Origin of the sequence: Streptomyces sp. NPDC001137 (assembly GCF_040298885.1) — a bacterium.
In the GTDB taxonomy this organism is placed as follows: domain Bacteria; phylum Actinomycetota; class Actinomycetes; order Streptomycetales; family Streptomycetaceae; genus Streptomyces.
In genome coordinates this window covers 13,376-34,044 of sequence record NZ_JBEPBA010000016.1, presented here as the reverse complement: position 1 = coordinate 34,044, position 20,669 = coordinate 13,376, and the positions used below count along the sequence as shown (strand labels likewise).

The following is a 20,669-nucleotide window of genomic DNA, read 5'->3' as shown; positions in this document are numbered from 1 at the left end:
GGGATCACGTGAGCGGCCCGGGGCGCCCGCTCGCCGCCCGCACCATCGTCGCCAGCGCCGCCGCCACGATGCCCGCCCCCACGTACAGCGGAGCCGTATAGCCGAGGCCCGCGCTGATCGCGATCCCGCCCAGCCACGCCCCCAGAGCGTTGCCCACATTGGATGCCGAGACGTTCGCGCTCGCCGCCAGCGGGACGCCCTGGGCGTGGTCCGTGACGCGGGTGATCATGCCGGGGACGGGCGCGAAGCCGAACACCCCCATGAGGAAGACCAGGACCACGGAGGCGGCCGGGCTCTGCGCCAGCAGGCCGAACAGCGCGAGGGTGGCCGCCAGCGCCGCCAGGGAGATGATCAACGTGAGGTCGCGGTTGTGGTCCGCGGCGCGGCCGCCCGCCAGGTTGCCGAGGACCAGCCCGCTGCCGTAGACGACAAGGAGCCAGGCCACGTCCGTGTCCGAGAAGCCGGTGACCTCGGTGAAGGTGTAGGCGAGGTAGCTGAAGGCGCCGAACATGCCGCCGTAGCCGAGGGCGGTCGCGGTGAGGGTCAGCCGGACCTGGCGGGAGCGCATCGCCCGTAGCTGTCCTCTCAGGGCGCTCCCCGACCCGGCGGCCTTCCCCGCCCAGCCCGGCACCAGCACCGCAATCGCGACCGCCGCCGCCACCCCGATCGCCGTGATCGCCCAGAACGTCGCCCGCCAGCCCCAGCGGTCGCCGACCAGCGCGCCGAAGGGGACTCCGAGCACGTTCGCGACCGTCAGGCCCGCGAACATCACCGCCACCGCCCGCGACGCGCGCTCCGGTGGGACCAGGCGGCGGGCGACGAGGGAGCCGATGCCGAAGAACGAGCCGTGGCACAGGGCGGCGATCACCCGTCCCAGCATCATCATGGGATAGTTCGGCGCGAGGGCCGAGACGAGGTTGCCGAGGACGAACAGCACCACCAGGCCGATCAGGACCGGCTTGCGGGGCAGCCCCGCCGTCGCGGCCGTCAGCGCTATCGCGCCCACCGCGACGGTCAGGGCGTAACCGGATATCAGCCACCCCGCCGCGGCCTCCGACACGGCGAGGCTCCGGGCCACCTGTGGCAGGAGCCCCGCGATCACGAACTCCGTCAGGCCGATACCGAAACCGCCGAGCGCGAGCGCGACCAGCCCGGCCGGCATGCCGCCAGAGGGAACGGACGGTGAGGAGGTCAGATCGTCACCCCGTCTATCTGCAAGGTCTGCACCGCCTTCCCCGCCAGCGACACCGAGACCGACTTCCCGCTCAGGAACGTGTCCGAGTACGACCTGTACAGGTCCCCGCCCGTCGTCACCGTGTTCCAGCGGGGGACGAGGCCGCCCGAACCGCCGGTCACCGTGGTGAAGTTGGAGAGGTTGAAGGTGAAGGTCTGGGCCGACGTCGAGGTGTTCAGCGCCACGATCACCAGGCGCTTCGCGCTCGAGTCGTAGGCCGCGACCGCGTTGCTCACACCTGTGTCGAGGATCTTCATGCCGGGGCGGATGTGCCGGCTGAACTGCGCCATCGTGTAGTACTTCGTCTGCACCGCGCCCGCCTGCAGCGTGTTCGCGTCGTACGCGATCATCGCCCAGTTCGTCGAGGGGTCCATGACCTGCCAGTAGACCCAGGCGGTGGGGTGCAGCCAGCGGAAGTCGTAGAGGAGGTTGAAGGCGAGGGTGTAGCCGGTGCCGTCGTTGTCGCCGGTCTCGGAGTTCCACAGGGCCTTGCCGGCCGTTGTCACGACATCCGTGTAGAGCAGGTCCCTGCGGCCGCCCGAGCCCTGGTAGCCGTGGACGTTGACCCGGTTCACATAGCCTTTCGTCGTCGAGGAGAAGGAGTTCCACGTCGTGCGGGCCAGGTCGTAGCTCGTCTCGTCCGAGGCCGAGATCTTCGTCGACGTCAGACCTCGCTTGTCCAACTCGCTGCGGACGTACGGCAGTACGGCGGACTGGACGGTCGAGTCGATGTGGCAGCCCTCCTGGGTACCCGTCGCCGTCCACCAGCTGGAGCTCGGCTCGTTGAAGGCCTCGACCGTCGCGAAGTTCACGCCCCAGTTGTTCTTCGCGTAGAGGGCCACCGCCGCCAGGTGGGAGGCGTGCTGGCGGTAGTTCCAGGACTGGAGGTTGTTGCCGCCGTCGGAGGCGCCGGACGGGTTGTGGTTCAGGCACATCCACCACATGGGGGAGTTGGCGAACAGCTCGGTGGTCGCCCCGCGGGCCACGGCCTTCGTCAGCATCGCGCGCTGGGTGGCGTCCGCCGTCCACTTCCAGGCCGAGGACGTCGGGTCCTCGCTGTTCCAGTCCTGCCAGTAGCCCTCGATCTGCTTGAACGCGGGGATGTTGGGGGAGGCGACCATGCTCTCGCCGCTCACGGTGTTCCAGCTGCACGCGCCCAGGTTGTAGCGCGCGATGTTCAGGCCCAGTCCCGGAAGCGAAGTGCCGTTGTACGTAGTCGACTTGGTGGTGAAGAAGATGTCGGCGAAGTCGTCCCGCGCGCCGAACACATTGGCCCACCAGGCGAGGGAAGTGCCCCAGCCCTCCCAAGTGCCGTACATAGTCCCGGGGTTGACGGCGATCGTGGCGTCCGCGCGTGCGGTACCGGTCGCGAGAGCGCTGCCGAGGAGGGTGCCGCCCGCTGCGGTCAGCAGGGTTCTGCGTCGGATCATGGCTTCTCCGCCTTCGCTGGGACCTGGCCCGTCAGGTCACTGGAGGGAAGCATCGGGTGTGACGGGTGGGGTTGTCGAGGGTTGCGCCAGCCCTTTCTAAAACCTATGTACGAAGTCCGGACAGGGTCTGTCCCACGGCTGCCGCCGTGCGGGTCTGGTGACTTCGACGTCCGGCCCCTATCGTGCGGGCGGCTCGGTGAAGGAGGCGTACGGATGCGCGTTCCGGTCGTGCAGCACACCACCCGGCGGCAGCGCGCGCGCCGCCGGCGTGCGCTGTGGACCGGCGGCGAACTCCTCGTCACCGCGGGCCTCGTGCTCCTGCTGCTCGTCGTCCACCAGTTGTGGTGGACCAACCGGGAGGCCAGGCGCGGCGCCGAGCGCAAGGTGGAGGCCCTGGAGCGGGAGTGGGGCGGCGGGGCCACTGGCAAAGGCGGCGAGTCCGGCGACTCCGGTACGTCCGACCCGGCCGCGACGCCCCAGCCGCGCACCGGCACCCGTGACAGCCACCGGACGGCCACCGCCGGGCAGCCCCGCCCCTCCTGGTCCCAGGCCTACGCCGTCCTCATCATCCCCCGCCTGGGGCTGCGCGTCCCCGTCGCCGAGGGCGTCAGCAAGCAGGACGTCCTCAACAAGGGGTACGTCGGCCACTACCGCGGCACCGGGCAGCCCGGCCAGGCTGGCAACTTCGCGCTCGCGGGGCACCGGAACACGCACGGCGAGCCGTTCCGGTACATCAACCGGCTGCGGGCGAAGGACCTCGTGGAGGTCGAGACGAGGACCGCGACCTACACCTACGCCGTCGACCGGACGCTCCCGCAGACCTCGGCCCGTGACTCGGGTGTCGTGCGCCCGGTTCCACGCTCGATCGTCGAGCCCCGCTATGGGTACTCCGAGCCCGGCTACTACATCACGCTGACGACCTGCACCCCCGAGTACACCTCGAGGTACCGGCTGGTGGTGTGGGGGAAGCTGGTGTCGATGCGGCCCCGGTCCTAGACGGCGAAGGGGCCGCCGGACAGCGGAAGGGTCCGCCGGCATGCTGACGGACCCTGCCTGGGCGGGTGGGGGGCTTGCCGGGCTGTCGTCACCGGCACTCCGGTACGTGCGGCTTCCATTGCGACGGCGAACCGGTCGTCACGTACCAGTCGTTGATGAATCCGCCGTCGCTGTCGAAGTCGAGCGCGAACCAGTAGCGGTCGCCGTGACCGTCCGCGTCGCCGTCGCCCGTGGTCCAGCAGGCCAGCATCATGGTCTGGCCGTTGTAGTAGCGGTGACCGGTCGTGCCCGAGGCGTAGGACGGCCCGTTGTGGGAGGCCAGGTAGGAGCCGGCCGATATGCCGGTCACCGACGCGCACCACACGGTGTGCCCGTCGTGGTCACAGGCCCAGCCCGCGGCCGAGGCCGGCGAGGCGGCCGTGCCCACCGCGACCGCGGCCAGCGCCAGCGTGCCGGCCAGCGCGGCGGCGCGACGCCGTACGGGTCCCGCCTGGCGTACATGACTCTTCATCGTGGTTCCCCCGATCGTCGATTCCGCGGCACCTCAACGTAGATGCGGCCCAGAGGCAGCCGCAAAGACTTCGAAGACCGTCGAAAGGTGCCGGGCCGACCGGCTCCGCCGCATCGTGGAACGCAGGCCGTGGAACGGGAACCTGATAGTTCTCAGGGTGACTTGGGCGGGCTCTACGCTCGGCCCCGCTCGCGCAGCACCAGCACGGCCACCGCTGCCGACAGCGCCAGCCCCGCCGACACCAGCAGTGCGATGTTCGCTCCGTGGCCCAGGCCCCCGCCCGACGACGTCACGATCGCGATCGTCAGGGCGACGCCCGCGCAGGAGCCGATGTAGCGGAAGGTCTGCTGGGCACCGGAGCCCATGGCCGCGCGGGCCGCCGGCACCGACTCCACCGACAGCAGGGGCAGGGCGGCGTTCAGCAGGCCGCTGCCGATGCCGCCCAGGATCAGGCCGGGCAGGAGGCGCTGCCAGGAACCCGAGTCGATCGCACCGAGCATCGCCAGGACGCCCGCCGCGTGCAGGGTGAAGCCGACGGCCAGCTGGTGGCGGGGCGGCACGCGGCCCGCGAGGCGCTTCGCCTGGAGCGCCACCGTGAAGGACAGGCCGGACCAGAGCAGGAACAGCCAGGCCGTGTCCATGGGGGACAGTCCGAGCACCTGCTGGAAGAGGACCGGCAGGAAGCTGAACAGGCCGATCACCGCGAGGCCCGTGAACAGGCCGCCCGCGGACGAGGCCAGGAAGCCGGGCCTGCGCAGCAGGCTCAGGTCGATCATCGGGGTCGCGGTGCGGTGCTCCACCAGCGCGAACACGGCCACCAGCACCACGGCCGCCAGGAACAGCAGGCCCACCTCGGCGCGCAGCCAGCCGTCCCGGCCGAGGGTGAGCGCGGCGACCAAGGAGACCAGGGCCAGGCCGAAGGTGAGCGCGCCCAGGATGTCCGGGCGGCCGCCCCTCGGGGAGCGCGATTCGGTCAACGTACGTGTTCCCAGGGCCGCCACGATCACCGCCGCCGCGCCCAGCACGCCGTACGCCATTCGCCAGTTCGGCATCGCGCCCGCGAGGAGTGGCCCCGCCGCGATGCCGCCGCTCACGAAGGCTCCCCACACACCGGTCGCGTGCAGCCGGCCTCGTGGGGTCGGGAAGGCGTGCACCAGCAGGCCAAGGCTGCTGGCCAGGATCGCCGCGCTCGCCGCGCCCTGCGCTATACGGGCCAGCGTGAACTGGAGGGTGGAGGAGGCCAGGGCGCCGAGGGCCGTGGTGATGCCGAGGGCGAGGGTGCCGAAGAGGAAGATCCGGCGCCGGCCGTAGTCGTCGGCCAGGCTGCCGGCGACCAGGAGGAGCGCGGCGAGGCCCAGCGGGGTGCCGTTGATCAGCCACGCCTGCGCGGAGAGCGGGGTGTGCAGCGCGATCGCCGTGTCCCGGAGGGTGACCACCGGGGCGGTGTACGTCATGAGGGTCACGGCCGTTGCCGCGCTGGTCAGGGCGAGCGTGGCGCGGGGGTGCGGGGGCGCCTCCGCAAGGTGCGGTGTCCTCGTACTCGGAGTGTTGACCTCAGTGAGGGTTCGTTCATTGAACCTAGTCATGTCCTGAACCGTAACACGGTAGGTTCGGTCACTGAACCAAGCTCGCGAAAAATGGTTACAGTGGACGGCATGGCACTCGGCAAGGACTACGCGACACAGGAGTGCTCCATCGCCCGCGCGCTGGAGATCGTCGGCGAGCGCTGGACGCTGCTCGTCATCCGCGACGCGCTCTACGGTGTGCGCCGCTACAACGACTTCCTCGTCCACCTCGGCATCCCGCGCGCGGTCCTCGCCGCCCGCCTCCAGTCGCTGACGGCGGAGGGGATCCTGGAGAAGCGGCGCTACCAGGAGTCGCCGCCGCGGGACGAGTACGTCATCACCGAGCGCGGCATCGCCCTGTGGCCGGCCCTCCGCTCCCTCGGCCTCTGGCGCCGCGAGCAGTACGCCGAGACCCAGCTGCGCTACTTCCGGCACGCGGACTGCGGCACCGAACTCGGGCCGTACGGCGAATGCCCGGCCTGCGGGATCGTCGTACCCGTCGAGGACGTCCTCATGGTGCCGGGACCCGGGCTCGATCAGGACCCGGCGGATCCGGTCAGCCGGGCGCTGCTCAGGCCGCGGAGGCTGTTGCAGCCCCTGGAACTGCCCGTAGAGAGCAGTGAGGTATAACCGAGGCAGGACGAACAGGCGAGCAGCAGCAGACGAGTAGCAACAGACGAGCAGCAGTACGTACGCGTATGAAGGGGGGGCGTCATGATCCGCAGCCGCATGTCGCTGCGCCCCGTCGCCCTTCTTCTGCTCCCGCTGCTCGTCCTCCAGGTCGCGCTGCTCGACACCGGCAGCCTCACCGCCACCGTCGCGCTCGCCGCGACCGCCGCGGCCGGCTCCGCGCTCGCCGCCTGCGCCCTGCTCACCGCGCGCTGCGCACCCGCGGTGCCGCCCACCCGGGTGCGTACGGCCATCCGCGACCGTGCCCGCCGTACGGCATTCCTGCCGCAACGCGACCCCGACGCCAAGGGGCGCACCCGGCCCCGAGCCCCTGGATCAGCCCTTCCGGCGACCGCCGCGCAGGGCTCACTCATCACATGTAGCTGACCCCGCGCGGGTCGTCATGCCGCCCTGTCCCAGTACCGGCACGACGAGACCCCCGGAGGGCTCACCCATGTCCGTTTTCGCTGTCTTCGCCGACCTGGTCGGACGCTTCGCCGACCTGCTCCAGCCGCTGTTCGGCGCCTCGGCGGCGGCCGCCGCCATCGTCCTGTTCACCGCTCTCGTACGACTGCTCGTGCATCCCCTGTCCCGGGCCGCAGCCCGCGGTCAGAAGGCCCGGACCGCACTGCAACCGAAGATCGCCGAGCTGCGGAAGCAGCACAAGAAGGAACCCGAGAAGCTCCAGAAGGCGGTGCTGGAGCTGCACGCCGAGGAGAAGGTGTCACCGGTCTCCGGATGCCTGCCGTCCCTGCTCCAGCTGCCGGCGTTCTTCCTGCTGTACCACCTGTTCTCCAGCACGAGCATCGGCGGACAGGCGAACGAACTGCTCACGCACCAGCTGCTCGCCGCTCCGCTGGGCGGTCGGTGGGCGGACGCCCTCGGGGGCGGTGGGGTGTTCGGGGGCGCGGGGCTGGTCTATCTGGGACTGTTCGCCGTGGTCACTGTTGTCGCTGTCTTCAACTACCGGCGTACGAAGCGGATGATGGCCGCCGGCAATCCCCTCCCCGTGCAGGACGGCGAGGCCGTGCCGGGGCTCGGTGCCGTCAGCAAGGTGATGCCGTTCATGTCCTTCTTCACCTTGTTCACGGTGGCGGTGGTGCCGCTGGCCGCCGCGCTGTACGTGGTCACCAGCACGGCGTGGAGCGCTGTGGAGCGGGCGGCCCTGTACTCCTGATCCCGTGGTTACGGTCCAGTCCGTGAACCGGGTATTGCGGACTGGACCGTGACCTTGGAGGATCGACCAGTCCTCCGATGGCTGCACCCATCGGTCGGCGCCCCGCGATCGAGGGAGAAAGTGATCATGAAGCTGCTGCGAGTCGGTACGGCGGGAGCGGAGACGCCTGCGCTGCTCGACGCCGAGGGGGTTCTGCGGGACCTGTCCGGTGTCGTGACCGACATCGACGGGACAGTGCTCGCCGACGACGAGGCGCTCGGGCGGATCCGCGCCGCCGCCGAGGCCGGCGAGCTGCCCGCGCTGGACGCCACCGGGCTGCGGGTCGGGCCGCCGGTGGGGCGGATCGGCAAGATCGTGTGCATCGGGCTGAACTACCACGACCACGCCCGCGAGACCGGGGCCGAGCCGCCCGCCGAGCCGGTGGTCTTCTTCAAGGCCGCGGACACGGTGGTCGGACCCTATGACACCGTTCTCGTGCCGCGGCGGTCGGTGAAGACCGACTGGGAGGTCGAGCTCGCCGTCGTCATCGGGCGCACGGCCCGGTATCTGCCGGACGACGAGGATCCGCTGGCGTACGTCGCCGGGTACGCGGTGGCGCACGACGTGTCCGAGCGGGAGTTCCAGATCGAGCGGGGCGGGACCTGGGACAAGGGGAAGAACTGCGAGACGTTCAATCCGCTGGGGCCGTGGCTGGTGACGGCGGACGAGGTGGGTGATCCGCAGGATCTGTCTTTGAAGCTGTGGGTCAACGGGGAGTTGAAGCAGGACGGGACCACGGCTGAGCAGATCTTTTCCGTGGCGGAGGTTGTTCGGTACGTCAGCCAGTTCATGACCTTGTATCCCGGGGATGTGATCAATACCGGGACGCCGGCGGGGGTTGCCATGGGCGAGCCTGAACCGAAGCCGTATCTGCGGGCCGGGGATGTTGTGGAGCTGGAGATTTCGGGGCTTGGCCGCCAGCGGCAGGAGTTGAAAGACGCCTAAGGGGTGGGGGACTGCGCTTGTTCTGCGGCTGCGGATGCGTCGTGGTTGCTCGCGCAGTTCCCCGCGCCCCTGAAAACGTGCAGTTGCCCGGCGCCCTGAAAGCGTCAGCCCTTGTGCAGGAACTCCTCCAAGGCCTCCACCACGAAGCGGTGGTCCGCCAGTTGGGGCAGTCCCGATACCGTCACCGCGCCGACGACTCCCACGCCCAGGACGTTGATCGGGAAGGAGCCGCCGTGGGCCGCGTACTCGTCCGGGGCCAGGCGGGAGGAGTCCTCGAAGGTGGTGCCCTTGGCGCGGAAGCGGGCGCCCACCAGGTAGGAGGCGGAGCCGTAGCGTTCGACCACGCGGCGCTTGCGGGCGATCCAGGCGTCGTTGTCCGGGGTTGAGCCGGGCAGGGCCGCGTGGAAGAGCTGCTGGCCCGCGCGGTGGATGTCGATCGCGACCGGGGCCTGGCGCTCGCGGGCCATCTCCACGAGCAGGCAACCCAGCGCCCAGGCGTCCTCGTAGGTGAACTGGCTGAAGACCAGGTGCCGTTCCTGCGCCTCCAGTTCCTCCAGGGGCGGGGTGAGCTCCGGGTGGAACTTCGGGGTGATCTCCTGGTTGTGCGTCACAGCGCCACCGCCACTCCGTCGCGGGCCGAACGGCGGGCCGCCTCGAGCACGTCGAGGGCGGCGGCCGCCTCCAGAGCGGTCACCGGGTTGGGACCGTCGTCGTTGAGGGCCCTGGTCACGGCCGCATAGTAGGCCGGATAGTCGCCGGGGAGGGTGGGTTCGACGCGGCCGCCTCCGGTCAGCGGGGACTCGCCGGAACCGACGCGGCCCCACAGCGACTCGGGTTCCGTGCCCCAGTCGGTGGTCGTGTGCGGGCGCCTGCCCTCCCGCAGGGCCGCCTCCTGCGGGTCGAGGCCGTACTTGACGTAACCCGCCTTCGAGCCCAGCACCCGGAAACGGGGGCCGAGTTGGGCGGTCGTCGCGGAGACATACAGGTGGGAACGGACACCGCTCGTGTGCGTGACGGCGATGAACGTGTCGTCGTCCGTCTCGGCGCCCGGGCGGCGGATGTCCGACTCGGCGTAGACCTGTGCCGCCGGGCCGAAGAGCACCAGTGCCTGGTCGACGACATGGCTGCCGAGGTCGTAGAGCAGACCTCCGATCTCTGCGGGGTCGCCGGACTCGCGCCAGCCGCCCTTCGGCTGCGGACGCCAGCGCTCGAAGCGGGACTCGAAGCGCCATACGTCGCCCAACTCGCCCTCGGCCAGCAGCTTGCGGAGGGTCAGGAAGTCGTTGTCCCAGCGGCGGTTCTGGTAGACGGAGAGCAGCAGGCCGCGGTCCTCGGCGAGGGCGGCCAGCTCGCGCGCCTCGGCCGCCATGCCCGCGACGGGCTTGTCCACGACCACCGGGAGTCCGGCCTTCAGGGCGGTGGCCGCCAGCGGGACATGCGTCTTGTTCGGGGACGCGATGACGATCAGGTCCAGCTCGGCGGCGCGGTCGAACAGCTCGTCGGGGGTCGCCGCGATCCGTACGTCCGGGAACTCGGCGCGGGCCTGCTGCTGCCGCTCCGGGTTCGAGGTGACCACTGTGTCGAGGGCGAGACCCTCGGTGGCGGTGATCAGCGGGGCGTGGAAGACGGAGCCCGCGAGGCCGTAGCCGACGAGGCCCACGCGCAGAGGGGTGCGAGTCATGCCTCCTACTTTCGCAACGCTGTTGCCAAAGTGCAAGCGGGGGAGAATGGGGGCGTGGACAGGACGAACGGTGAAGCGGCGACAGGAGCAGGGGCCGGACGGGCGGCGATGGCGGGCTCCGTCGGCGTCAATCTGCCGGTGCTGCGCAGCCACAACTCGGCGCTCGTGCTCGATCTGCTGCGCACGGCAGGGGAGGAGGGCATCAGCCGGCTGGAGCTCGCGGAGCGGACCGGGCTGACCCCGCAGGCCGTCAGCAAGATCACCGGACGGTTGCGGGACGAGGGGCTGGTGACGGAGGCCGGTCGCAGGGCGTCGACGGGAGGCAAGCCCCCCACGGTGCTGCGGCTGGTGCCCGAGGCGGGCCACGCCGTCGGGCTGCACCTGGACCGCGACGAACTGCGGGCGGTACTGGTCGACCTCACGGGGACCGTGCTGGGGGAGCGGCGCGCCTCGCTGGACCTGGGGGCGGGGGCCGAGGCCGTCGTCGCCGCGGTGGCGGGGGAGGCGGGCGCGCTGATGATGGAGGTCTCGGGCGCCGGTTCCGTCCTCGGCGTCGGCGTCGCGCTCCCCGGTCCGCTCGACCACGACCGGGGTGTCCTGCACCGCGTGACGGGATTCCCCGAGTGGAACGGCTTCCCCCTGCGGGACGCGCTCGCGCGGCGGCTCGGGGGGCCGGTCGTCGTCGACAAGGACACCAACGCGGCTGCGCTGGCACTCGCCGTCGGGGGCGAGAGAGGGACCTTCGCCTATCTGCATCTCGCTACGGGGCTCGGCGCCGGGATCGTCATCGGCGGTGCCGTGCACCGGGGGGCCCGTACCGGGGCCGGGGAGTTCGGGCACCAGGTCGTCCAGCTGGACGGACCGCCGTGCGGCTGCGGCAACCGCGGCTGCATCGAGGCGCTGTGCCTGGCCGCGATGGCACGCGGCGCGGTCGACGAGGCGGCGCACGTTCTCGGCATCGGCGCCGGCAACCTGGTCGCACTGCTCGACATCGACCTCGTACTCCTCGGCGGCCGCACCGTCACCGCCGCCCCGGACGCCTTCCTGCGCGGGGTGCGCACTGTCCTCGTCGAACGCGCCGGCCGCCTCGGCGAGGCCCCGGTACCGGTCCGACTCGCCTCCGGCGGCGTGGCCGAGGGAGCGGCACAGCTGATACTGGCAGGGCTTTTCAGCCCGTCCGGGCCTTGATCTTTCACCCGCCCGGGGCTTGACCTCTCAGCCCGTCCGGCGTTTGAGGACGAGGCCGTTCAGGCCGAAAGCGGGGGTCTGGGGGCGGCAGCCCCCAGGGTCGGGACGGGAAGGGGCGGAGGGGGCGAAACGCACGCATGCCCGGCGGCAGCCCCACGCACGCGTGCGCTGAACGAGCGGACCTGACCCCCCGCACGGAGCGGCACCGCTCCCCGCCGGCCGGCCAACGGCAGACTCACCTGTCCATGCGACCCTGCACGCCCGTCTCCCTCTGCCTGGCGGCAGCCGCCCTGTTCCCCGCGGCGCCCCCGGCGCATGCGTCCGCCGCCCCCGACTGCGCCGCCCCCGACGACCGCCGCTTCCCCGTCACCACCCGCATCCACGGCGGCCCCGACACCTATGAAGCGGGCGGCGGATACGGCGTCTGGTATCTGGACCTCACCAACACCACCACACGGACCTGCGAAAACATCCACCCGGTCGTGGTGCTCGTCGACGAGCGGCACGAGCTGACGCCCTCGCAGCCCCACCTGGAGTTCTACGACGGCACCCACCCGCACCCCGTCCGCTTCGAGACCACCGACGAGGACGAACTCGTCGGGCCCTTCGACGACGGCTTCCCCGGCTTCACCGTCCGCCCCGGACGGACCGTCACCGTGAAGCTCCGTCTCTCCCTCACCTCCGACACCGCCCCCAACCAGGTCACCGCCGACGCCGCCGTCGTCCAGCGGCGGGGCGACGACGGCGACTGGGTCGGCCAGTCCAACGACTACGTCTTCCGCATCGACAACGACGCGAGCCCCACGCCCGGCCCCAGCACCACGGGAACCGGCACCACCCCGCCCAGCCGCGCCCCCCGCCTCCCCTTCGCCGAAGAACTCGCCCGCACCGGACCGGCCACCCCCGGTGTCGCCATCGCCGCCGCAGCGGTCCTCGTCACCGGCGGTGCGCTGCTGCTGGCCCGCAGACAGCGCAGGCGCCGCTGAGACGCCCATTCCGCAAGATCCGGCCAGTGTTTACGCTGGGGGGCGCACACGCAGCACCGCGCACATGCGTACGGCAGGAGATCCCGCACATGGCAGAACGCAGGCCCATCGAGTCGTGGCTCACCGACATGGACGGTGTGCTCATCCACGAGGGCGTACCGATCCCCGGAGCCGATGCCTTCCTCAAGAAGCTGCGCGAGTCCGGAAAGCCCTTCCTCGTCCTCACCAACAACTCGATCTACACCCCGCGCGACCTGCACGCCCGGCTGCGCCGCATGGGACTGGACGTGCCGGTCGAGTCCATCTGGACCTCGGCCCTGGCCACCGCCCAGTTCCTGGACGACCAGCGGCCCGGCGGCTCGGCCTACGTCATCGGCGAGGCGGGTCTCACCACCGCCCTGCACGACATCGGGTACATCCTCACCGACCACGAGCCGGACTACGTCGTCCTCGGCGAGACCCGGACGTACTCCTTCGAGGCCATGACCAAGGCCGTACGGCTGATCAACGACGGTGCCCGCTTCATCTGCACCAACCCGGACGAGACCGGCCCCTCCGCCGAGGGCCCGCTGCCCGCCACCGGCGCGGTCGCCGCGCTGATCACCAAGGCGACCGGCAAGAAGCCGTACTTCGCGGGCAAGCCCAACCCGCTGATGATGCGGACCGGTCTCAACGCCATCGGGGCGCACTCCGAGACCAGCGCGATGATCGGTGACCGCATGGACACCGACGTACTGGCCGGCATGGAGGCCGGAATGCAGACGTTCCTGGTGCTCACCGGGCTGACCCGGCCCGAGCAGGTCGAGGACTTCCCGTACCGGCCGTCCAAGGTCGTCGACTCGATCGCGGACCTCGTCGATCGGGTCTGAAACCCCGATTGACCCATTCGGAGCAATGCGGCCCCGCTGAGGATGCGGGGCCCCGGCCCGCGGGGGAGTCTCCAGATATCTGGAGGTTTCACGATGGGTTCACTACGTCTCACTCTCTGTACGGGGTTTCTGGCCGCCTGCGCCCTCACCCCGCCGGCGTACGCCGCCGACGCGAGCGGAGCCGGCATCTCGGTGAGCCCCTCGTCCCCCGCACCGGGGGCGGACGTCGCGCTCCGGGTGACCGGCTGCTCCGCGAAGGCGGGGAGCGCCGCGTCCGGGGCGTTCGTCGCGGACGTGCGACTCACGGGCGCCGACGGCACGCTCACCGGGGACGCCCGCGTGCGCGCCTCGACCGCGCCCGGTTCCTACGACGTGAAGGTCACCTGCGCGGGCGCCGTGACCACGGGCCGGATCACCGTCGTATCCCCGTCGAAGTCCCCGTCCCAGCCGGACTCGCACCTCGCGGCGTCCCCCGTCGCCCCCGTCCACGCGGGCGGTGGCGGCACCTCGCACTTCGCCACCGTGGACGTCCGCGAGGCCGGACCCGGTGCGGGGCAGGCGATCACCGGGCTGGTGCTCGTGGGCGCGGCCGCGGGCGCCGTCGCGGTCCTGAGCTCGCGCCGGAGCCGCGGAACGGACTGAGCCCATGGCCGACGACGAACACTCCTCCGGCTCCGGCCGTCTCCTGATGGGCGTGACCTGGGCGGTGCTGCTGCTCGCGCTGTGGCACTGGGGGTTGCAGGTGACCGACGTACGGCAGAACACCTCCGCACCCGCCACCGGTGACATGGCGGCGGCCGGACGGCCGCCGGACACCGAACTCCCGCCCGCCGCCCGCCCGTTGGGGGACGCGCTGCCGCAGCGCATCGACATTCCCGCCCTGGGCGTCCAGGCACCCGTGCTGCCCCGCGGCCTGGACCGGCAGGGAGCGATCGAACCGCCGCCCTTCGGCCAGGCGGGCGCCGTCGGGTGGTACGCGGCCGGGACCCGACCGGGCGCCGCCGGGGCCGCGCTGATGGTGGGTCACCTCGACACCCGCACCCGGCCCGCCGTCTTCTACCGGCTGAACTCCGTACGACCCGGCCAGACCGTCCGCGTGGTCCGCGACGACGGCAAGGTCGCCGAGTTCACCGTCGAGGACGTCCAGGTCCAGGACCGCGACAGCTTCGACGCCCGACAGGCCTACGGACAGCACCGACCGGGGCGCGCCGAGCTGCGGCTGATCACCTGCGGCGGCACCTTCGACCGGGACAGCGCCAGCTACACGGCGAACGTGATCGTCTCGGCCTACCTGACAGGAACCAACCACTGACCCGGCCCGCGCGGCGGAGCCGCGGGCCGCGCTGGCCCTCAACCACCCGCGCACGGGGCTGGCCCCCGGGCCGACAGCAGGAAGGCGGGTGGGCGGGGTGTGGGGTGCGGACATTGCGACGCGATTCCGCGTGCCGGCACCGGGTCCGCACCTGGCTTGCCTGGCGGCCCGCGCGGCCGACCGAGCTGGTCCTCGACCGCGTGCACGGGCTGCGGGGGTGCTGCACCGTTTCCGGGGGCTGGCCCCCGGGCCCCGGCAGGAAGGCGGGTCGCCGGGTGACAGGCTGCGGCCGAGGGCGAGGGTGTACTCGAGGGTGCGGGCATCGTGAGGTGGTCCCGCGTGCCGGTGCCGGGGGCGCACCTGGCCCGGCCGGCGGCCCGCTCCCCCCGAAGCCGCCGGCCGGGCTGGTCCTCAACCGCGCGCGCACGGGCTGCGGGAGTAACCCGGCGTCCGGCGCGGGAGGTCATGGGGGGCCACAGTGGCAAGAACGGGCCGGGGGCCGGGGCCGTCTGAGAAGACTCTAGAACGGATGAGCGCCAGAGCCTAGAGGCTGAATGACGCCAGGTCCCGTTGCGGTGGCTCTGCGTCATACACGCTGGTGGCCGACGGTAGCGTGAGGGTTCTACGGCGACCCTCCGGGCCAGGCGGGTACTGCCGTGGCCACCCCGGCCTTGGGGCTGTAACAGCTCGCCGACAAGGTCCGGGCGACCTCGTGGGCGAGGCGGGCCGTATGTCAGGATTGAGACTTGGACCAGTGCACCCAAGGGGGAGTTGGATGTACGGCATGAGGGGGGCCGGAATGAGGGCTTCCGCGGCGGTGCTGGGGGCGGCGCTGCTGGTCGCGGGATGTTCCTCCGGAGGCGGCGACGACAAGGACGCCGGCGCGAGGATCACCCAACAGCCCAAGGACAGCGACCCGTTCTGGGTCAACCCGGACGGCAACGCGGCACGTCAGGTCGCCGCCTACGCCAAGTCAGGCAAGGACTCCGAGGCCGAGCAGATCCGCAAGATCGCCGAGCAGCCGACGGGCGAGTGGATCGGCCCGGAGAACCCCGAGCAGGAGGCCCAGGGCTTCACGGAGGCCGCCGACAAGGCCGGCCGCACGGCCCTGCTGGTCCTCTACAACATCCCGCACCGCGACTGCGGCCAGTACTCCCAGGGCGGCGCGGCCGACGGCAACGCCTACCGCGCCTGGATCGACGGGGTGGCCGCGGGCATCGGGGACCGCGCCGCCATGGTGATCCTCGAACCGGACGCCGTACTGCACCTGGTGGACGGCTGCACCCAGCCCCAGTTCCAGGAGGAGCGCTACAGCCTCCTCAACTACGCCATCACCAAGCTCAAGTCCCTGAAGAACACCAAGGTCTATCTGGACGCGGGCAATGCCGGCTGGGGCCACCCCGACCAGATCTTCCAGCCCCTCCAGCGCGCGGGCATCGCCCAGGCCGACGGCTTCTCGGTGAACGTCTCCAACTTCTACTCCACCCAGGACTCCATCGCGTACGGCAAGCAGCTGTCCGCAAAGGTGGACAACAAACACTTCGTCATCGACACCAGCCGCAACGGCAACGGCCCCTACACGGCAGGCAAGGCCGACGAGAACTGGTGCAACCCGCCCGGCCGCAAACTGGGCGAGACCCCGACGACGAAAACAGCGGATCCGCTGGTCGACGCCTACCTGTGGGTCAAACGCCCGGGCGAGTCCGACGGCACCTGCAAGGGCGGCCCCAAGGCGGGCGAATGGTGGCCGACCTACGCTCTGAAGCTGGCGGAGGGGTCTGGTAGTTAGGGGCGCGGGGCTGTGACATTGCGGCTCCGCCGCGTGGGCGCGACAAGCCACGGCGCTCCCGCACCCGACCAACCAACCCGCGGGAGCGCTACGGCACCTTCACCCACTGCGCCTTGGACGGCGTCCCCTGATCGTCATCGACAAACAGCATGTACCACCCGGACGTCACGAGATTCCGATTCTTCGGCACGGTCACCGTGATCTTGTCGCCGGAGACCGTGTAGTCCAAGGCAATGGACCGCTGATCCACGTCCGTGACGTGAGTGCTGGCGCTGGGCCGGATCAACCGCACCTTCTTGATCGCCGAAGCCTGCGGAGACGTGAACGTCCCCGACCCGCCCCGAGCAATGGTCTGCGGCCCCCCGGACAACGACGGCCGCGAATCCCGATAAAGATAGGGCGGGGTGTAGATCTCGATCCGCTGCTCGAATTTCCCCGGCTTCGTGTTCGCCTTGTCGCCGTACAGCGAGTCCGATCCGAAGAACATCACCCGCCCGTCCGGCAGCAGAATCGACCCCGAGTGGTAGTTCCGCCCCACCTCTGGATCGGCGACCCGCTGGAACGTGTTGGTGTCCGGGTGATAGAGCCGGGCCTGCAGGATGTTGGAGTCGCTGCGCCCGCGATAGTCCTCCGACCCGCCGGACACCAGCACCGTGTCGTCGGGCAGCACCGAGGACTGCGGATACCGCGTCCCCTTCTCCAGCGTCGGCCCGTCCACGAACTTCGGGTTGTCGTCCTTGAGGTCGATCAGCCGCGTCTTGTTGCTGGACAGCTTGGACTCGCCGACCCCGCCACCGCCGATCACCATGAACTTCTCGTTCTGCGCCGGAGGCAGCAGCACCGTGCCGGACGTCTCCATCTTGTCGGCGTCGCTCAGCCCGGGCAGCTTGGTGAACTTATTGGTGTCGATATCCCAAATACCGGGAATGCGGCCGACATTGTCCGGCCCGTACCCGGCATTCGAACCCGAGTAGAAGATCTTGCCGTTCTGCATCAGGAACAGCGCCGGGTACGTCGGGAGCTGCCGGATCTTCGGCAGGTACGTCCACTTCTTGGTCTTCGGGTCGAAGACCTCGTTCTTGCCCGGCACCAGCTGCCCGATGTCGTCCAGCCCGGACACACTGAGGATCTTGCCGTCCGACAGTGTCGTCAGCGTCGGATACCAGCGCGCCTCGTTCATCGGGTCGACCTTGATGTACTTCTCGGCCACCGGGTCGAACTCGAAGGCGTCCCGGATCCCCTGGAAGTCCTTCTTGTCGAGGGCGAGCTTCTGCGCGATGCCGTAGGTGTTGCGGGCGTCGGCGCCGGTCAGGCCCTGGATCCGGTAGTTGTCCTGGGTACCGGTCTCGTACTTCGTCCCGCTCTTCTTCGCCTCGACGTAAATACGTCCCAGACCCGGGTCGTTGCGCAGGAACCTGCCGGTCTTCGGGTCGAAGACCTTCTTCGCGCGCGGCACGAGCACCGGGTCCTTCGACACGAAGGTCTTGCCGTTCTCCTTGCCCGTGAACTTCGTCCCCGCGGGCAGCGTGATCGGCTTGTCCGGGTTCTCGTTGTGCACCACCATCAGGCCGCCGGCCTTGGTGACGTCACCCTTCAGCTTCTCGTACCGCTTCGTACCGCCCGCGATCAGCAGATTGCCGTTCGCCAACTGCGTGTGGCCGGTGCAGAACAGGTCCTTGGGCGTCGGGATCTTCTTGATCGTGCCCTTGAGCGGGTCCCAGATCCGGGTGTCGAACTTCTTCGCGTTGAAGTTGTCCTGGTTGTTGCCCGAGCCGGCGATCAGCAGCACCTTGCCGGTGCGCAGCAGCGCCGCGTGAATGGTGTCCTGGCGGTACTCGGGCGGGAACTCGATGATGTCCCAGTGCCCGTTGTCCGCCTTGTACTCGGGTCTGTTGATCTTGTACTGGTGGTATTTCTCGGAGCCGACGCGGTAGAGCCACGGCCCGTTCATCCCGGCCAGCGCGAGCACCACCGCCGTGCCGATCGCGAGTCGACGGGCGCGGCGGCGGCCTGCACGGTCGTTCATTCCTTACGTCCCCCAAATCCACCGAGAGCGATCTGCATCGTCTGGTCATTGCCTGCGCTCGGACCCCCGCCGGAGGCAGCCCAGCTGGGCTTCTGCCCCGAGCCGTGCGGCGCGTGCTGCCCGGGCAGCGGCTTCGGCTGGTACGCCGCCGCGGGCGCCGCCGAGTCCTGCGGCTCCTCGTAGAGCGGCGCGGGTGGCTGCTTCTTCGCCTGCCTGAGGCCGTAGCGCCAGGCGAAGATCGGCGACGCGGTGATCAGCAGGGCGAACGTGGCCCAGGTGATCATCGCCGGGTGCGAGTGCCCGAGCGTGAAACCGGCGGCGATCGAGCCGCCGAAGACCAGGATGAAGAACAGGTGGATCCGGAAGGTCCCGAACAGCGTGTCCGGGCTGGCCGAGTCGCCCTTGGGCGTCACCACGAACTTGCTCTTGCGGCGCAGCACGGTGTCCAACAGGGAGCGTGCGTAGATCGGCGCCGAGAGGGCCGACATCACCATGCCCGCCACACCGCCGGAGCCCTCCGGCTCGTGCGGGGAGACGTTGTGCCGGCGGTTCCAGACGTACAGGCCGATCTGCAGCGCGGACGCGTTGCCGTACAGCATCAGCCAGACCGTCGGGTCGATGTTCACACCCGAGGCGCCCAGACCCAGGAACAGCGCACAACTCAGCGCCGCCAGGATCCAGTTGAGGGCCGACATCGGGTAGAAGATGATCATCATCGTGTAGTTGAAGAGCTTGCCCGGAGGCAGCGAGAACCAGCCCTTCCAGTACTGCTTCAGGATCGTCTCGTACGTGCCGCGGGACCAGCGCAGCTGCTGCGTGAAGAAGTCCGTCCAGGCGCCCGGGCCCTCGCCCACCGCGAGGACGTCCGGCGTGTACACCGAGCGCCACTTCTTGCCCGTGGCCGGGTTCTTGTGCCGGTGGATCTCGAAGCCGGTGGCCATGTCCTCGGTGATCGAGTCGTACAGACCGCCGATCTGCTTGAGCGCCTTGATGCGTACGGCGTTCGACGTACCGACGAACATCGGGGCGCCGTAGCGGTTTCCGGCCCGCTGGATGAGGGCGTGGAAGAGGAACTGCTGGGATTCGGCCGCCTTGGTGATGGGGTTGTCGTAGTTGCCGTACACCTGCGGGCCGATGACGAAGCCGACGTCCGGGTCGCGGAAGAAGCCGAGCATCCGCTCCAGGTAGTTGGGCAGCGGCACGTGGTCGGTGTCGACGGAGGCGAAGAAGTCGTAGTCGTCGCCGTGCGCCTCGAGCCAGGCGTTGTAGTTGCCGTGCTTGGTCTTGGCGCGGTGCGGGCCCTTCTTCTGGTTCCACTTCTCGACGCCCTTGCGGGAGAAGTGGTGCACGCCGAGGCGCTCGCAGACCGCCTTCACCTCGGGGTCGTCGCCCTCGTCGAGCAGCCAGATGTGCAAAAGCCCCCGGTGGCGCAGCCGCACGGCCGCCTCCAGGGTCTTCGTCACCATCTCCAGGGGTTCCTTGCCGGGCACGTACGTCGTGATGAACGCGACTCTGGTGCCGGTCTCCGGCACCACCGGGATGGGGTCGCGGGCGACCAGCGTGGCGTGCGCGTTGGAGAGCACGTTCATGCAGCGGAAGAACTCGATCAGGCCGATCGAGACGAGCATGACGACGTCCAGCGTCGGCAGGAAGCTGAAGGCGGGGTAGTCGCGCTCGGTCCAGTGCTGCGGCTGCAGCAGCCAGCCGAGCAGGATCAGTGAGAGCAGCGGCGCCGCGCCCAGCATCAGGGCGGCGCGCAGCCGGTGCGGCTCCTGCGAGAGCAGCGAGCGGTACTGCACCTTGTACGGCTTGTTCGGGTCGGGCTGGGTGAGGGGACCGGCCAGCCGGCTGTAGTGCTCGTAGTCGTATCTCGGCAGGGTCTTCTTGATGCGCCGGAACTGGCCTGTCGTGCTGTTCCGGTGAGACGGCACCCTGAGCTGGGTGGTTTCTGACGGGTCGAAATTCTGCCGGGCGCCCGTCGGCGTCGACGTCATGAGTCATCCCCCCACACGCAAGCCACTGCGTGTTGTGTCGGTTCCTTCCGCCCGCGGCCGAGTCCCCCTCGACTCTCCACAGACGTATCAGTGACCGGCCGCAGTCACCACACTTTCCACACCCAAAGACATGGAACCGCGACCTTCCGGTTGCATGATGCCCCCCTCGGCATCCGCTCGTGAACGGGGCCCCCTATCCCCGCGAACCCGGCAACCGCTTACTTGCCCCCCAACTGCCGCGTATCCGCAGCATCTTGG

General features: G+C 70.1%; 19 protein-coding genes. 11 read left to right on the top strand and 8 right to left on the bottom strand.

The window, feature by feature from the left end; all coding sequences use genetic code 11:
* Positions 1-4 precede the first annotated feature (4 nt).
* Both ABT254_RS28515 and ABT254_RS28510 read right to left on the bottom strand, forming a co-directional pair.
* On the bottom strand, positions 5-1,162 hold the full coding sequence (locus ABT254_RS28515; RefSeq protein ID WP_351475896.1) for an MFS transporter: 1,158 nt from the start codon (positions 1,160-1,162) through the stop codon (positions 5-7).
* Positions 1,163-1,191: 29 nt separating this feature from the next.
* On the bottom strand, positions 1,192-2,664 hold the full coding sequence (locus tag ABT254_RS28510; protein ID WP_351475893.1) for a glycoside hydrolase: 1,473 nt from the start codon (positions 2,662-2,664) through the stop codon (positions 1,192-1,194).
* A 213-nt stretch (positions 2,665-2,877) separates the two neighbouring features.
* Between ABT254_RS28510 and ABT254_RS28505 the strand changes: the two genes are divergently transcribed.
* The gene (locus tag ABT254_RS28505) at positions 2,878-3,660 is read left to right on the top strand and encodes a class E sortase (protein ID WP_351475890.1); all 783 of its coding nucleotides are present in this window, start codon (positions 2,878-2,880) and stop codon (positions 3,658-3,660) included.
* Positions 3,661-3,748: 88 nt separating this feature from the next.
* On the opposite strand, the gene ABT254_RS28500 is transcribed toward ABT254_RS28505, so the two are convergent.
* Both ABT254_RS28500 and ABT254_RS28495 read right to left on the bottom strand, forming a co-directional pair.
* Positions 3,749-4,171, bottom strand: coding sequence for a hypothetical protein (locus ABT254_RS28500; protein ID WP_351475887.1), 423 nt, complete (start codon positions 4,169-4,171; stop codon positions 3,749-3,751).
* A gap of 173 nt (positions 4,172-4,344) precedes the next feature.
* Complete coding sequence (locus ABT254_RS28495; RefSeq protein ID WP_351475884.1) at positions 4,345-5,757, bottom strand: MFS transporter; 1,413 nt, start codon at positions 5,755-5,757, stop codon at positions 4,345-4,347.
* A 69-nt stretch (positions 5,758-5,826) separates the two neighbouring features.
* Here ABT254_RS28495 and ABT254_RS28490 point away from each other — a divergent pair, with 69 nt between their 5' ends.
* The 4 genes from ABT254_RS28490 (at position 5,827) to ABT254_RS28475 (ending at position 8,566) form a co-directional block, all read left to right on the top strand.
* The gene (locus ABT254_RS28490; RefSeq protein WP_351475881.1) at positions 5,827-6,366 is read left to right on the top strand and encodes a winged helix-turn-helix transcriptional regulator; all 540 of its coding nucleotides are present in this window, start codon (positions 5,827-5,829) and stop codon (positions 6,364-6,366) included.
* Positions 6,367-6,450: 84 nt separating this feature from the next.
* Positions 6,451-6,792, top strand: a complete 342-nt coding sequence (locus tag ABT254_RS28485) for a DUF6412 domain-containing protein (protein WP_351475878.1) — start codon at positions 6,451-6,453, stop codon at positions 6,790-6,792.
* A gap of 67 nt (positions 6,793-6,859) precedes the next feature.
* On the top strand, positions 6,860-7,582 hold the full coding sequence (locus tag ABT254_RS28480; RefSeq protein ID WP_351475875.1) for a YidC/Oxa1 family membrane protein insertase: 723 nt from the start codon (positions 6,860-6,862) through the stop codon (positions 7,580-7,582).
* A gap of 126 nt (positions 7,583-7,708) precedes the next feature.
* Complete coding sequence (locus ABT254_RS28475) at positions 7,709-8,566, top strand: fumarylacetoacetate hydrolase family protein (RefSeq protein WP_351475873.1); 858 nt, start codon at positions 7,709-7,711, stop codon at positions 8,564-8,566.
* 104 nt (positions 8,567-8,670) lie between these two features.
* Here the strand turns inward: ABT254_RS28475 and ABT254_RS28470 are convergent, their stop codons facing one another.
* Together ABT254_RS28470 and ABT254_RS28465 are read right to left on the bottom strand one after the other, a co-directional pair.
* The gene (locus tag ABT254_RS28470; RefSeq protein WP_351475870.1) at positions 8,671-9,177 is read right to left on the bottom strand and encodes a heme-degrading domain-containing protein; all 507 of its coding nucleotides are present in this window, start codon (positions 9,175-9,177) and stop codon (positions 8,671-8,673) included.
* Positions 9,174-10,247 (bottom strand): Gfo/Idh/MocA family oxidoreductase, encoded by a 1,074-nt coding sequence (locus tag ABT254_RS28465; RefSeq protein ID WP_351475867.1) that lies wholly within the window; start codon positions 10,245-10,247, stop codon positions 9,174-9,176. Before ABT254_RS28465 ends, ABT254_RS28470 begins: the two co-directional genes overlap by 4 nt.
* A 108-nt stretch (positions 10,248-10,355) precedes the next feature.
* On the opposite strand from ABT254_RS28465, the gene ABT254_RS28460 reads away from it, so the two are divergent.
* From ABT254_RS28460 to ABT254_RS28435, 6 genes are all read left to right on the top strand, one after another.
* The gene (locus ABT254_RS28460; protein WP_351476294.1) at positions 10,356-11,435 is read left to right on the top strand and encodes an ROK family transcriptional regulator; all 1,080 of its coding nucleotides are present in this window, start codon (positions 10,356-10,358) and stop codon (positions 11,433-11,435) included.
* 245 nt (positions 11,436-11,680) lie between these two features.
* Entirely contained in the window at positions 11,681-12,421 is a 741-nt protein-coding gene (locus tag ABT254_RS28455; RefSeq protein ID WP_351475864.1) for a hypothetical protein, read from the top strand.
* Positions 12,422-12,510: 89 nt separating this feature from the next.
* The gene (locus ABT254_RS28450; RefSeq protein ID WP_351475861.1) at positions 12,511-13,290 is read left to right on the top strand and encodes an HAD-IIA family hydrolase; all 780 of its coding nucleotides are present in this window, start codon (positions 12,511-12,513) and stop codon (positions 13,288-13,290) included.
* Between the two features lie 93 nt (positions 13,291-13,383).
* On the top strand, positions 13,384-13,932 hold the full coding sequence (locus ABT254_RS28445; protein ID WP_351475858.1) for a hypothetical protein: 549 nt from the start codon (positions 13,384-13,386) through the stop codon (positions 13,930-13,932).
* 4 nt (positions 13,933-13,936) lie between these two features.
* Positions 13,937-14,602 (top strand): class F sortase, encoded by a 666-nt coding sequence (locus ABT254_RS28440; RefSeq protein WP_351475855.1) that lies wholly within the window; start codon positions 13,937-13,939, stop codon positions 14,600-14,602.
* Positions 14,603-15,377: 775 nt separating this feature from the next.
* Entirely contained in the window at positions 15,378-16,391 is a 1,014-nt protein-coding gene (locus ABT254_RS28435; RefSeq protein WP_351475852.1) for a glycoside hydrolase family 6 protein, read from the top strand.
* A gap of 88 nt (positions 16,392-16,479) precedes the next feature.
* Here the strand turns inward: ABT254_RS28435 and glxA are convergent, their stop codons facing one another.
* Positions 16,480-18,417 carry a radical copper oxidase GlxA gene (gene glxA, locus ABT254_RS28430; RefSeq protein WP_351475849.1) on the bottom strand — a complete coding sequence of 646 codons (1,938 nt, stop codon included), beginning with the start codon at positions 18,415-18,417 and terminating at the stop codon, positions 16,480-16,482.
* Positions 18,414-20,411 (bottom strand): glycosyltransferase family 2 protein, encoded by a 1,998-nt coding sequence (locus tag ABT254_RS28425; RefSeq protein WP_351475846.1) that lies wholly within the window; start codon positions 20,409-20,411, stop codon positions 18,414-18,416. Before ABT254_RS28425 ends, glxA begins: the two co-directional genes overlap by 4 nt.
* Between the last annotated feature and the right edge of the window lie 258 nt (positions 20,412-20,669).

Coding starts and splice junctions, on each gene's coding strand:
- ABT254_RS28515 (WP_351475896.1), bottom strand. CDS start 1,162: ATGCCGGCCGGGCTGGTCGCGCTCGCGCTCGGCGGTTTCGGTATCGGC.
- ABT254_RS28510 (WP_351475893.1), bottom strand. CDS start 2,664: ATGATCCGACGCAGAACCCTGCTGACCGCAGCGGGCGGCACCCTCCTC.
- ABT254_RS28505 (WP_351475890.1), top strand. CDS start 2,878: ATGCGCGTTCCGGTCGTGCAGCACACCACCCGGCGGCAGCGCGCGCGC.
- ABT254_RS28500 (WP_351475887.1), bottom strand. CDS start 4,171: ATGAAGAGTCATGTACGCCAGGCGGGACCCGTACGGCGTCGCGCCGCC.
- ABT254_RS28495 (WP_351475884.1), bottom strand. CDS start 5,757: ATGACTAGGTTCAATGAACGAACCCTCACTGAGGTCAACACTCCGAGT.
- ABT254_RS28490 (WP_351475881.1), top strand. CDS start 5,827: ATGGCACTCGGCAAGGACTACGCGACACAGGAGTGCTCCATCGCCCGC.
- ABT254_RS28485 (WP_351475878.1), top strand. CDS start 6,451: ATGATCCGCAGCCGCATGTCGCTGCGCCCCGTCGCCCTTCTTCTGCTC.
- ABT254_RS28480 (WP_351475875.1), top strand. CDS start 6,860: ATGTCCGTTTTCGCTGTCTTCGCCGACCTGGTCGGACGCTTCGCCGAC.
- ABT254_RS28475 (WP_351475873.1), top strand. CDS start 7,709: ATGAAGCTGCTGCGAGTCGGTACGGCGGGAGCGGAGACGCCTGCGCTG.
- ABT254_RS28465 (WP_351475867.1), bottom strand. CDS start 10,247: ATGACTCGCACCCCTCTGCGCGTGGGCCTCGTCGGCTACGGCCTCGCG.
- ABT254_RS28460 (WP_351476294.1), top strand. CDS start 10,356: ATGGCGGGCTCCGTCGGCGTCAATCTGCCGGTGCTGCGCAGCCACAAC.
- ABT254_RS28455 (WP_351475864.1), top strand. CDS start 11,681: ATGCGACCCTGCACGCCCGTCTCCCTCTGCCTGGCGGCAGCCGCCCTG.
- ABT254_RS28450 (WP_351475861.1), top strand. CDS start 12,511: ATGGCAGAACGCAGGCCCATCGAGTCGTGGCTCACCGACATGGACGGT.
- ABT254_RS28445 (WP_351475858.1), top strand. CDS start 13,384: ATGGGTTCACTACGTCTCACTCTCTGTACGGGGTTTCTGGCCGCCTGC.
- ABT254_RS28440 (WP_351475855.1), top strand. CDS start 13,937: ATGGCCGACGACGAACACTCCTCCGGCTCCGGCCGTCTCCTGATGGGC.
- ABT254_RS28435 (WP_351475852.1), top strand. CDS start 15,378: ATGTACGGCATGAGGGGGGCCGGAATGAGGGCTTCCGCGGCGGTGCTG.
- glxA (WP_351475849.1), bottom strand. CDS start 18,417: ATGAACGACCGTGCAGGCCGCCGCCGCGCCCGTCGACTCGCGATCGGC.
- ABT254_RS28425 (WP_351475846.1), bottom strand. CDS start 20,411: ATGACGTCGACGCCGACGGGCGCCCGGCAGAATTTCGACCCGTCAGAA.